We start from the raw sequence: 11,968 nt of genomic DNA on the forward strand, positions 1-11,968 counted from the left end.
ATATTCTGGAGAAATGGCCGTACGCGCGATAGTTATTTCAGGTGACCCCGTTCTCCACTCCCCCGCCGCAATCGTCGTCGACTTCGACGACGATTTGCGCGAATTGGTGCAAGACATGTTCGAGACGATGGATGCTGCGCCGGGCGTCGGTCTCGCCGCCACGCAGGTGGGAGTGGGCCTGCGCCTCTTCACGTACAGCTATCAGGACGATGACGACGTGACCTGGCGCGGAGTCGCGATCAACCCGGAACTGTGGATCACGCCGATCTCTGCCGAGCCCGTCGACGACGACGATGTCGACGAAGACGAAGGGTGTCTGTCCTTTCCGGGCGAGCGTTTTCCGCTGAAACGAGCCCAGTCAGCCATTCTGCGTGCCGTCGACGCCGAGCAGCATCCGTTTGAGATTCGAGCGGATGGCTGGCTCGCCCGCATCTTTCAGCACGAATACGATCACCTCGACGGCACGCTGTACGTTGATCGCCTCGAGCACGTCTACTCGAAGATGGCCGCCAAGATCGAGCGCAAGAAGAGTTGGGGCGTTCCCGGCCTGAGCTGGACGCCGGGCGTCGATAATCTTGAGGGCTGATTTGCGTCAGGTGAGGGCGCGCAGACCGGCGGCGACGAGCGCCGCAACGATCACCACGACGATGAACGGCGTTTTGATCGCAAACAGGCCGGCCGCCACGATGACGGCCGGAATGCGGGCATCCAGGGCGAGCGCTTGCCCGCTGCCGAGCGTCTGCACCGCAATGAGCGCCGCCAGCAGGGCCACGGTCAGAAGGTCGGCGATACGAGACGGTGTAGGTTTCGCCAGCACCGCGGGCGGCACGAGGTAGCCGGCCAGTTTGAGCGCGAGCACCGCGATCGACGCCGCAATGATGATCTGCCACAGAGTCACGAGCGCAGGCCCTTTCGAGCGGATGCCGCACCCGGCAGCGCCGGCCCGCCCAGCCAGTTGAATACGCCGACCACGACCGCCACGAGCGCTGCGACCAGCACGGGCAGCCCCGGCATGAGCACCGGGGTGAGCGTGGCGGCGACGACGGCGGCCGCAACGGCGACCGCGACGGCCTGCATCCGCTTGAGGCGAGGCCAGAGCAGGCCAACGAAGGCCGCTGCCGCTGCTGCGTCGAGTCCGTAGGCCCTGGTATCGCCGAGTGCGTCACCGATCAGCGCGCCGAGCAGGGTGGTCGCGTTCCAGCCGATGAAGACGGCCAGGCCGGTGACCCAGAATCCGACGCGCCGGCTGCTGGCCGTCGGCTGGGCGAGGGCGACCGCTGTCGATTCATCGATGGTGATCCACCCGGCGGCGAGCCGCTTCCAGAGCCCGCTGCCGACGATTGGGGCGGTGCGCATGCCGTAGATGCCATTCCGCACCCCGAGCAGGGCCGCGCTCGCAATCGCCGCCGGGCCGGCCCCGACCCCGCCGGCAGCGAGCACGCCGATGAGGGCGAATTGGGAACCGCCGGAGAACATGACGATGCTGATGAAGCTGGTCTGCCAGATGTCGAGTCCGGCCGCAACCGACAGCGCACCGAACGACACCCCGTATGCAGCGGTGGCCAGTCCAACGGCCAGACCCTCCCGAAGGGCCAGGCGTTGCTGGTGCGTCTCGTCGAGCGGGTGGGAGGCGGGCTCGGTGACGGGCGCCGAGGTCACCGGGACAGGTCGACGCCGTGCACGCCGTTGTGAAAGCGCAGCGACGGAAATACGGCTGACACCGAGAAGCCCAGTCCGGGAACCGTTCCGGCGTTGAACACGCCGCCGAACAGCTGGGCGCGCTCACGCATCTGCGTGATGCCGGGGCCGGCGATACTCTCGCTCAGGGCCTTGAGGTCGTCCTCGATCGTGTACGGAGTGCGGGCGACCTGTTCGCCGGTCTCCTTCCCATCCCGACGCGCGGCGGCACGGATGCCGTCATCGTCGACGAGCAGCTGCAGGCCGTCTCTGGTCCAGGTGAACGACACCCGCGCTTCCGTGCCGACGCCGCCGTGCTTGAGGGCATTGGAGAGCGCACTCTGCAGGATGCGGAAGATGGCGAGCTCGGCACCAGCCTTGAGCGCGAATCGTTCCCCCGACTCGATGAAGCTCACCACCAGACCGGCGTCGCGCATCACGCGGAATAGATCGCGGGTCGATCGCGGGCCGGGCTGCAGCGCTCCGACGGTTTCACCCTCGCGCACGATGGTCAGCACGCGGCGCATATCGGCGAGTGCCGCCCGGCCGTCGTCAGCGAGGGCGGTGGCGGCGCGCACGGCCGTCGAGGGGTCGCTCTCGGCGGTGTAGCGGGCGCCCTCGGCCCGGGTGATGAGGCGGGCGATGGTGAGCACGGCACCGTCCTGCAGTTCGCGGATGATGGCGAGGCGCCCCTGCTGCTCGGCGAGGGAAAGTTCGAGTTCGATGCGCACGCGTTCGGCGGCATTGCGGTCGAAGATGACCCGCCGCGACCTCAGCAGCGAGATGGTCCAGAGCACGAGGAGCGCCCCGGAGAGCACGCCCAGTGCCGGTACCAGAAGTTGCGAGAAATCCACGCTGTCCACCGTTTCTTGAGCCGAAGCCATACGAATTGGGAAGGAACTTTTTCGTCGGAGCGAAACGAACCGACAAAAAAGGCCACCCGGGGTGGAGCCCTGAGTGGCCTTTCGCTCCCCGACTTGGACTCGAACCAAGAACCTGCGCATTAACAGTGCGCTGCTCTGCCAATTGAGCTATCGAGGAATGCTGTGAACAGCGTTGCTACTTTACCAAGGTTTCCCGCCTGTCCAAAACCATGACGGGTTCTGATCGGCTCCAACGGCCCGGTTTAATCGCTTCACCGGCGGCGCAGCCCCGCAAAGTGGGCCGGGAGCAACACATGAGCAGTCTCGGGTGCACTCGGCCGGTCGGGCGTGTCGGCCGGTCGCCTTTCACGGCGGATGCTGCGGTCGCGACCCGCCTAGCTGCCGGCCGCGACATCCGTTTCATCGCCCAGTTCACCAACGGCACCGCCCCGGGCGTCATCGACGTTCGGCACATCGCTGTCGGGCTGCAGGGCGGCGGCGAGACCCCGCACGTAGGGATGCCAGGGGTCCCGAAACACCTCGTCGATGCGACCGAGGCCGACCAGCACGCCCTGGTGCATGACGCCGATGCGGTTGGCGACCCGCTGCAGGACGGCCAGATCACTGCTGATCACGAGGGCCGAGAACGATCTGTGCTGCTGAAGCTCGCTGATCAGGTCGATCACGGCGTCACGCACCAGCACGTCAACGCCCGCTGTGGGCTCGTCTGCGATCAGCAGGGTCGGCCCCAGCACGAGCGCCTGGGCCAGCGCGACACGCTGCCGCTGGCCGCTGGAGAGCTCGTAGGGGTACTGACCGAGAACGGCCAACGGGAGGCGCACCGCATCGATCATGGTGGCCACTCGGGCACCGAGCGCGCGCCGGTTGTAGCGCCGATCCCGTTCGAGCACCGGCTCGGCCACGATTTCGGCCACTGTCAGGGTCGACGGCAGGGTGTCTGCGGCATCCTGGGCCAGCAGCCCGACGCCGAAGGTGAGACCTCGCAGCGTGCGCTTGCTGATGCGGCGCAGCCCGTACCCAAGCACGGTCGCCTCTCCCCCAGTGATCTGGGGACGGATGCCGGTGGCGTCGCTCACAAAGGCGTCACCGGAGAGCACCCGGGCCAGAGTGCTCTTGCCCGAGCCGCTCTCGCCGAGTAGCCCCACCACTTCTCCGGGAGCGATGCGCAGGGTGAACCCGTGCACCGCGACAAAGGCCGGGCTCGCCCCGTGTGGCGGGTATTCGATTGTCAGATCGCTCGTGGTGATCGGGGGAACGGATGCCGCGCCATGCCTCATGGGGCTATCCTGCCGCACGAAGGAGCCGGAGTTCACCCCTCCGCAGTGCCTGCACAGCCGGGTCAGGAACCGGCAGTGATGCGAGCAGCCGCTGGGTGTAGGCATCCTTCGGGGCACCGAGAACCTCGGCACCGGTGCCTTCCTCGACCAGTTGTCCCTTGTACAGCACGGCAATGCGGTCGGCGAGAATATCGACGACGGCGAGGTCGTGGCTGATGAACAGCGCCGCGAACCCAAACTCCTTCTGCAGCTCAGCGAACAGCTCGAGCACCTTGGCCTGCACCGACACGTCGAGCGCACTGGTCGGCTCGTCCGCTATCAGCAAACTCGGCTCCAGGGCCAGACCACGTGCGAGACTTGCACGCTGGCGTTGGCCACCACTGAGCTCGTGCGGGTAACGATCGCCGTAGGCCCGCGGCAACTGCACCGCCTCGAGCAGTTCGTTCACCCGCTTGCGCGCGGAACGGGTATTCGCTGCCCGCCCGTGCACGACGAGGGGCTCCGCGACGCATTCGGCGATGGTGAGCAGGGGGTTGAAACTCGACGCGGGGTCCTGAAAAACGAAGCCGATGTCGCTGCGCACCTTCTTGAAGGCGCGTTCCTTGAAACCGTTCATCTCATGGCCGAGCACGGTCAGGGACCCCCCGGTGACTCGGGTGAGCCCGCCCATCGCCCGACCGATGGTGGTCTTGCCTGATCCGCTCTCGCCGACGAGGCCGAGCACCTCTCCGGGCCGGATGCGGAAACTCACTCCGTCGACGGCGGTGAACCCGGGTTTGCCCAGCCGGCCGGGATATTGGATTTTCAGGCTGTCGGCGACGACGACCGGCGCCTGATCGGCCCAGTCGGGCTCCCGAGCCTCCAACCGAGCGGTGGCCCGCGCCGTGCCGTGGCCGACGCGCGGTACCGAACCGAGCAGTCGCTTGGTGTAGTCGTGCGTGGGGTTCGAGAACAGTTGTTGGGCCGGAGCTTCTTCAACGACCTTGCCCTCGTACATCACTACGACGCGGTCGGCCAGGTCGGCGACGACACCCATATTGTGGGTGATCAGCACGATCGCGGTACCGAATTCGTCGCGGCAGCGCCGCAGCAGGTCAAGAATCTCGGCCTGCACGGTCACATCCAGGGCAGTGGTTGGTTCGTCGGCAACAATCAACCCAGGATCGAGAACGAGGGCCATGGCGATGACGACGCGCTGCTTCTGACCGCCGGAGAACTGATGCGGGTAGTAGTCGACGCGGCTCTCCGGGTCGGGAATACCCACCCGACCGAGGATGTCGATGGCCTTCGCGCGGGCTTCCTTCCTGGAGAATTCGCCGTGCGCACGGATGCCCTCGGCGATCTGCCAGCCGACGGTGAAGACCGGGTTCAGGGCTGTGGACGGCTCCTGGAACACCATCGACACGTCCGTTCCCCGCAGCTGGCGCAGCTTCTGCTTGCTGACGGTGAGCACGTCGTTCGAGCTGGAACCGTCCTTGCTGCTCAGGATGACGGCACCGTGGGCGGTGGCCGTCTCCGGCAGCAGGCCGAGGATGGTCTTCGCGGTGACGGTCTTGCCGCTGCCGCTCTCCCCCACGATCGCGAGCACCTCCCCCGGAGCCACGCGCAGGCTCACACCGTCGACGGCCTTGACCGCGCCGCCGTCGGTGGCGAAGGTGACATTGAGGTTGTCGATACGTACGACGTCGGGCAGGGAATAGGCGCTCATTATTTGGCCTCGAATGGGTCGTCGTTCGGGTGCGGGTTGAATGCGGGAACGTCGGCCTCGAGGCCGTCAATGCCGCCAGGGCCGGCGGCGAGGGTTCCGCCGGGAACGACGCTCGTCGCGGCGACGACGCCGGCGGTCTCGCCGGGGGCGCGCCGACTCCGCAGGCGCGGGTCGGCGAGGTCATTGAGGCTTTCACCGACAAGCGTGATGCCGAGAACGACGAGGACGATGGCGAGGCCAGGGAACAGGCTGGTCCACCAGATGCCGCTCGAGACGTCGGAGAGCGACTTGTTCAAGTCGTAACCCCACTCAGCGGCGGAAGACGGTTCAATACCGAAGCCGATGAAGCCGAGGCCAGCCAGCGTGAGGAGCGCCTCCGACGCGTTGAGCGTGAAGATCAGCGGCAGCGTGCGAGTCGCGTTGCGCAGCACGTGACGGAACATGATGCGACCGTTGCTGGCACCGAGCACTCGCGCCGACTCCACGTAGGCCTCGGCCTTGATCCGCACGGTTTCGGCGCGGATCACTCGGAAGTACTGCGGAATGAACACCACGGTGATCGAGATCGCCGCGGCGAGGATGCCGCCGAAGAGGTCGGAGCGACCGCCGGAGATGACGATACCCATGACGATGGCGAGCAGCAGCGCCGGAAAAGCGTAGACGGCGTCGCACACGACGACGAGAACGCGGTCGAGCCATCCGCCGAAGTAGCCGGAGACCAGTCCGAGAGCCACGCCGGCGAAGATTGACAGCAGCACAGCGACGACCATGACGGTGATCGCGGTCTGCGATCCCCAGATCACGCGCGAGAGCACGTCGTAGCCGCCGACGGTGGTGCCGAGCAGGTGCTCGCCGCCCGGCGCCTGTTGCGCGCCAAAAGGGCCGCTGTCATCGCGCAGCTGGCTGTAGCCATACGGCGCGAGGAGCGGAGCGAAGATGGCGGTCAGGATGAATATGCCGGTGATGACGAGACCGACCACGAGCATGCCCCGCTGCAGGCCGATGCTCTGGCGGAGCTGGTGCACGACGGGTAGCCGGGTCCACAATGGGGCCTTGGTGGCGTGCGTGGCTTCAGGATTGAGTGTTGTCATGGCTAGTACCTCACTCGCGGGTCGATAAGCGCGGCAATGATGTCTACGATGAAGTTGGACAGCGCAACGATAACCGCGAGCAGGGCGACGATGCCCTGCACCGCAACGAAGTCACGGGCTTTGATGAATTCGATGAGGATAAAGCCCAGCCCCTTCCACTCGAACGTAGTTTCGGTCAACACCGCACCGCCGAGTAGGAGGGCAATCTGCAGGCCGATGACGGTGATGATCGGGATGAGGGCCGGTCGGTAGGCGTGCTTGCTCACCAATCGGAACTCGTTGACACCACGCGAGCGTGCGGCATCAACGTAGTCGGTGCCTAGGGTACCGATGACGTTGGTGCGCACCAGCCGGAGGAAGACCCCTGCGGTCAGTAAGCCCAGGGCCAAAGCCGGGAGCACGGCATGGGAGAGCACATCCCTAAAGACCGCGGGATCGCCAGTCTGTAAGGCGTCAATCGTATAAATACCCGTCTTATTGGGTAAGAATCCCATTTCGAGCTCAGAGCTGGTGGTGGCGCGACCGGACACCGGAAGAACTTTGAGCCAGACAGCGAAGATCAGCTTGAGCAGGAGTCCGGCGAAGAATACCGGGGTCGCGTAGCAGAGGATCGCGAAGACGCGGAGAAAAGCATCCGGTGCCTTGTCACGCCAGTATGCCGCGACCATCCCAAGGGGAATTCCGACGATAAATGCCACTAGTAAGGCATAGAACACAAGTTCCGCGGTAGCCGTTCCATAGGTCACAAGAATTTCGGAGACCGGTCGGTTCGTGCTAATCGTTGTGCCGAAGTTGCCGGTGAAGACCTGTCCGAGGTACTCGATGTATTGCACGAATATTGGTCGATCGTATCCAGCCGCGTGGATACGTTCGGCGAGCTGATCAGCTCCCAGACGTCCACCAGCGGCCGCAGTGATCGGGTCACCGGTCGTGCGCATCAGCCAGAAGACCATCGAGACCAAGATGAAGATGGTTGGAAAAATGAGCAGGAATCGGACGAGCAGATATCGTCCGATTCCGCCCGGCGACGTCTTCTTCTTCGAAACACGTCCACCTACGGGAACGGATGGCTTCACGGCCATGGTGGTCATAACTACCTCACGATTTGCAAAAAAGAATCGGGGGCATCCAGCGCTTTCCGCTGAACACCCCCGGTGATGTGACTACCGAAACTCTAGTCGACTCGACGTTTATCCCTTGGAGAGCGCTCCGTAGCGGAACTTGAACGAATCGTCGAGAGTATCCTTCGTGCCGGTGATGCCGGTACCGGTCACTGCAACCTGCGACCCCTGCAAGAGTGGAAGGGTCGACAACTGGGCCGCGACCTTATCCTGAATCTCCTCGATGAGTGCGGTACGCGCGTCGGGATCCACAGTGACAGCCTGCTCAAGGATGAGCGCATTGACGGCGTCGTCCTTATAGTGGTTTGCAATAAAGCTCTTGAGGCCGTTGTCGGGATCTTCCAGAAAGAACGGGGTCAAGTAGTTGTCGGCGTCGGTGTAGTCCGGGAACCATCCGAGCTGGTACGCGGGATAGACGTCATTAGTGCGGTCCTTGACGTACTGCACGTACTCGGTGGACTGCAGGGCGACATTAAACAGGCCAGACGAGTCCAGTTGGTCCTTGATCAGTGCATACTCGTCACTTGAGCCGGGGCCGTAGTGGTCGGTGTTGTACTGCAGGCTTAGGTCGACCGGGATGGTGACTCCGGCAGCTTCAAGCGTAGCTCTGGCTTTGTCAAGGTCGGGCGCTCCCGCCCCATCGCCATAGAGGCCCTTGAGAGACTCGTTGGCACCTGTCAGACCGGCGGGAACATAAGAATACAGCGGTGTAACTGTGCCCTTGTAGACCTGATCGGCCAGCTCGTCGCGGTCGACAATATTTGCGACTGCCTGGCGCACGGCCAGTGCTTTGGCCGGGTCGGCCTCTGCGGTCGTAGCTCCGTACGGTTGCGTGTTGAAGTTGAAAGTGATGTAGCGAATCTCGCCACCGGGGCCGTCTAAGACAGATACGTTGTCGTTACCCCGAAGGTCGTCGATATCAGTGGCGGACAGGCTGCGCAAAGCAACGTCGATACTGCCCTCTTGGATCTCGAGCTTGAGGTTGGAGGCGTCGGTGAAATACTTCACGTTGACCCCGTCGTTCTTAGCGGGTCCCCACAGCCCGGCGTAGCTCTCGAACTTCTTATACGAGATGATGTTATTGAAATCGTAGCTGGCGATCTCGTACTGTCCGGCGAAAGCCTTGGCCGCGACGATGTCGTCGTCAGCGGTTAGTTCTGTGGCCGAGAATGACTCCTCGTCGATGATGGGGCCGGCCGGGCTCGACAGAATCTGCGGGAATATCTGATCGTTTGAGGCCTTCAGAGTGAAGACGATAGTGGTCTCGTCCACCGCCTCGGTGCTCTCGAGGTTGTAGAGCAGCGATGACGGACCATTCTCATCAGCGATGGCCAACTGACGATCGAAGCTGAACTTGACGTCCGACGAGGTAAGGGCATTGCCGTTGGCCCAGGTGAGGTCGGGCTTGAGAGTGACGGTATATTCCGTGGGCGAGGTGAACTCCGCCTTGGTCGCGATGTCGGGCTCGACTTCGGAACTGCCGTACGGCGTGTTCATAAGGAACGGAAACACCTGCAACTGAACATTGAACGAGCCGGCGTCATACGAACCAGCAGGATCGAGGGTGGTGACTTTGTCGGTCGTACCGAGTGTGATGGTCCCTCCGGCATTGGTGGAGGAGTCGCCCGCCGAGCAGCCGGCCAAAACGAGCGCCGCAGCGGCCAGTCCGGCTGTGGCAGCGAGAGCGCGCTTGCCGTTAGTGAATGCGGATGTCATATCCGTCGTCCTCTTCCTGTAGAAGTCTCATGACCAGGAGAACCCGAGAATGGGCGCAGCTGTTCATTGCTGTTAGCCAAGAATTAGCACAGAATTCGCAGATAGCCACGGTCAGCCGCAGCTTCTTTACATATCTGCAACATTCACAAGCTCATGTGTTGCAGTTTGAGATTATGCGCTCAGAAGTTGGTGGAGCACAGACCCGGCCGGTGGCCGGATTATTCGTCGCGGAGGGCGCGCCGCTCGGCCTCGACCCGCACCAGTTCGCGCTGGAGCGTGCGGTACATTTCGGTTTCGGCGGCATCCGCTCGCTGGAGGCGGCCGAGCAACTCAGCCTTGAGCCGAAGCAGATCTTTGTCAATGAGCACAATCGTGATGTCGCGTACGTAGCGGGCGACGTCTTTCTCGGTGCGCTCCGGCAGGTTCGCCATGGCCAGTTCCTGCACGAGGTTCTTGAAGGTGTCCGGCACCTCGGAGACCACGCGATCAAGCCAGTCGGGTGCTTCGAAGTGCGCCAGACTCGCGGCGATCGCGTCGCGCACGACGGCGAGCGAGGTGTTGGCAAAGGATGTCTGCACCGCGCTGTCGAGAATATCCCGGCCGATCAGCACTGGCCGCTGCAGCATGGCCATGAGACCGTCCCGCTCGAGCCTGGTGACCGGGTCGGTCGGCAGCTCGACCAGGGAGAACGGGCGCTCGGGCAACACTTCGACCGCACCGCCGTGGCGGGGTGCGTTTGGCCCGCCGCTCGCTGCGGCTCGCGCTCCGGAGTGGGCGTTGGTGACCGCCTTCGCGACTTCTCCCATGTCGACGCCGAGCATGCGGGCCAGTTCGCGCGTGTAGCCAGGCCGCAGCACGGGATCGCGAATTTCACCGACGACGGGGGCGGCGGCACGCAGCGCGGCCGTGCGACCCTCGACCGTGTCGAGGTTGTACTGAGAGAGAATCTGCCGAATCATGAACTCGAACATGGGCTTCTTCGAATCGACCAGCCGACGCACGGCGTCATCGCCGCGCTGCAGGCGCAGGTCGCAGGGGTCGAGTCCCTCCGGTCCGACGGCCACGTAGGTTTGGGCGGAGAACCGTTGCTCCTCGCTGAAGGCGCGCATGGCGGCCTTCTGGCCGGCGGCATCCGGGTCGAAGGTGAAGACGACTTCGCCCACGCCCGAATCGTCACCGAGCACCCGGCGCAGCACCTTGATGTGGTCGACGCCGAAAGAGGTTCCGCAGGTGGCGACGGCCGTCGTAATACCGGCCAGGTGACAGGCCATCACGTCGGTATACCCCTCGACCACGACCACCTGATGGCTGCGCGAGATGTCGCGTTTGGCGAGGTCGAGCCCGTAGAGCACCTGGGCCTTGTGGTAAACCGGCGATTCAGGGGTGTTCAGATATTTGGGCCCTTTGTCGTCGTCGAGCAGCTTGCGCGCGCCGAAACCGATGGTCTGGCCGGTGATGTCACGAATGGGCCAGACCAGACGGCCGCGGAACCGGTCGTAGATTCCCCGGTCGCCGCTGGAGACCAGACCGGACAGGGTCAGCTCTTCGGTGGTGAATCCTTTAGCGCGCAGGTGGTTGGTGAGTTCGTCCCAACTCTTGGGTGCGAAGCCGACCCCGAAGCGTGTCGCGGCCGCGGCATCGAAGCCACGCTGGCCGAGGAATGCCCGGCCGACTTCGGCGCCGGCGCTGCCGAGCTGGTCGATGAAGAAGTCGGAGGCTGCCTGATTGGCGGCGAGTAGACGGGCGCGGTTGCCGTGGTCGGGGGCGGCGCCCGAGCCATCTTCGTAGTGCAGGTCGACGCCGACCCGGCCGGCGAGGCGTTCCACGGCTTCGCTGAAACTGACGTGGTCCATCTTTTGTAGAAAGGAGTAGACGTCGCCGCTTTCGCCGCAGCCGAAGCAGTGGTAGAAACCCACCTGCGGGCGCACGTGAAAGCTGGGGCTGCGTTCGTCGTGAAAGGGGCAGAGGCCCTTCATCGAACCGACGCCGGCGGACTTCAGGGTGACGTAGTCACCGATGATGTCGGCGATGTTGGTGCGGGCCTTGACCTCTTCGATGTCACTTTGTCGAATCAGTCCAGCCATAGTCGAATTCTATCTTCTCGGTCTGACAGGTTCTGGTCAGGTGGTGCCGGGCCCATGTTCGGAAACTGGGCCCATGATCAACTTGGGTTCTACTGGTCGTTGCAACACCCAGACTCTTGGGAGTTTGTATGACCACGTTAAACCCGACCAATGAGCCCTCGACCGACGAACAGAATCCGTGCGCGGACAAGGCGTCTTTTCTGGCTCTGCTGGAGCGACTTGGTGACGTGACTTCTGCCTCGGCTGAGCTGGGCATCAACCGCGGCACTGGCTACCGTTGGGCGCGCAGCGTTGGGATTCGAGGGCCGAAACCGCACCCTGGGCGTGAGATGTTCCGTGAGCTCCGCGCGGCTGGCACTCCCCGCCGTGAGGCGGCCGCTTTGGCCGATGTCGATATCAGGACTGCCGTC

10 protein-coding genes, 1 tRNA gene and 1 pseudogene are annotated in these 11,968 nt (G+C 64.0%); 2 read left to right on the top strand and 10 right to left on the bottom strand.

The features are described 5' to 3' along the window. Nucleotides 1–13 precede the first annotated feature (13 nt). Nucleotides 14–586 (top strand): peptide deformylase, encoded by a 573-nt coding sequence (gene def / locus BMW72_RS16730; RefSeq protein ID WP_092112587.1) that lies wholly within the window; start codon nucleotides 14–16, stop codon nucleotides 584–586. Nucleotides 587–592: 6 nt separating this feature from the next. Here the strand turns inward: def and BMW72_RS16735 are convergent, their stop codons facing one another. The 10 genes from BMW72_RS16735 to dnaG form a co-directional block, all read right to left on the bottom strand. Continuing rightward, a complete protein-coding gene (locus BMW72_RS16735) occupies nucleotides 593–898 on the bottom strand; it encodes an AzlD domain-containing protein (protein ID WP_092112589.1) in 306 nt (101 codons plus the stop codon). Further along, nucleotides 895–1,659 carry an AzlC family ABC transporter permease gene (locus BMW72_RS16740; protein ID WP_092112591.1) on the bottom strand — a complete coding sequence of 255 codons (765 nt, stop codon included), beginning with the start codon at nucleotides 1,657–1,659 and terminating at the stop codon, nucleotides 895–897. Before BMW72_RS16740 ends, BMW72_RS16735 begins: the two co-directional genes overlap by 4 nt. Further along, nucleotides 1,656–2,561, bottom strand: coding sequence for a sensor histidine kinase (locus BMW72_RS16745; RefSeq protein ID WP_166787683.1), 906 nt, complete (start codon nucleotides 2,559–2,561; stop codon nucleotides 1,656–1,658). Before BMW72_RS16745 ends, BMW72_RS16740 begins: the two co-directional genes overlap by 4 nt. 84 nt (nucleotides 2,562–2,645) lie before the next feature. Then, nucleotides 2,646–2,718, bottom strand: a tRNA-Asn gene (locus BMW72_RS16750). 217 nt (nucleotides 2,719–2,935) lie between these two features. Continuing rightward, on the bottom strand, nucleotides 2,936–3,838 hold the full coding sequence (locus tag BMW72_RS16755) for an ATP-binding cassette domain-containing protein (RefSeq protein ID WP_092112595.1): 903 nt from the start codon (nucleotides 3,836–3,838) through the stop codon (nucleotides 2,936–2,938). A 4-nt stretch (nucleotides 3,839–3,842) separates the two neighbouring features. After that, on the bottom strand, nucleotides 3,843–5,546 hold the full coding sequence (locus BMW72_RS16760) for an ABC transporter ATP-binding protein (protein ID WP_241983824.1): 1,704 nt from the start codon (nucleotides 5,544–5,546) through the stop codon (nucleotides 3,843–3,845). Then, nucleotides 5,546–6,637, bottom strand: a complete 1,092-nt coding sequence (locus tag BMW72_RS16765) for an ABC transporter permease (protein ID WP_092112596.1) — start codon at nucleotides 6,635–6,637, stop codon at nucleotides 5,546–5,548. Before BMW72_RS16765 ends, BMW72_RS16760 begins: the two co-directional genes overlap by 1 nt. Before the next feature lie 2 nt (nucleotides 6,638–6,639). Beyond that, the gene (locus BMW72_RS16770) at nucleotides 6,640–7,728 is read right to left on the bottom strand and encodes an ABC transporter permease (protein ID WP_092112598.1); all 1,089 of its coding nucleotides are present in this window, start codon (nucleotides 7,726–7,728) and stop codon (nucleotides 6,640–6,642) included. Nucleotides 7,729–7,827: 99 nt separating this feature from the next. Beyond that, entirely contained in the window at nucleotides 7,828–9,474 is a 1,647-nt protein-coding gene (locus tag BMW72_RS16775; protein ID WP_092112600.1) for an ABC transporter substrate-binding protein, read from the bottom strand. Between the two features lie 218 nt (nucleotides 9,475–9,692). Next, entirely contained in the window at nucleotides 9,693–11,558 is a 1,866-nt protein-coding gene (gene dnaG / locus BMW72_RS16780; RefSeq protein WP_092112602.1) for a DNA primase, read from the bottom strand. 128 nt (nucleotides 11,559–11,686) lie between these two features. Between dnaG and BMW72_RS19065 the strand changes: the two are divergent. Then, a pseudogene (locus tag BMW72_RS19065) lies at nucleotides 11,687–11,968 on the top strand (hypothetical protein); the annotation flags it as partial.

Source organism: Cryobacterium luteum (genome assembly GCF_900110125.1).
GTDB lineage: Bacteria > Actinomycetota > Actinomycetes > Actinomycetales > Microbacteriaceae > Cryobacterium > Cryobacterium luteum.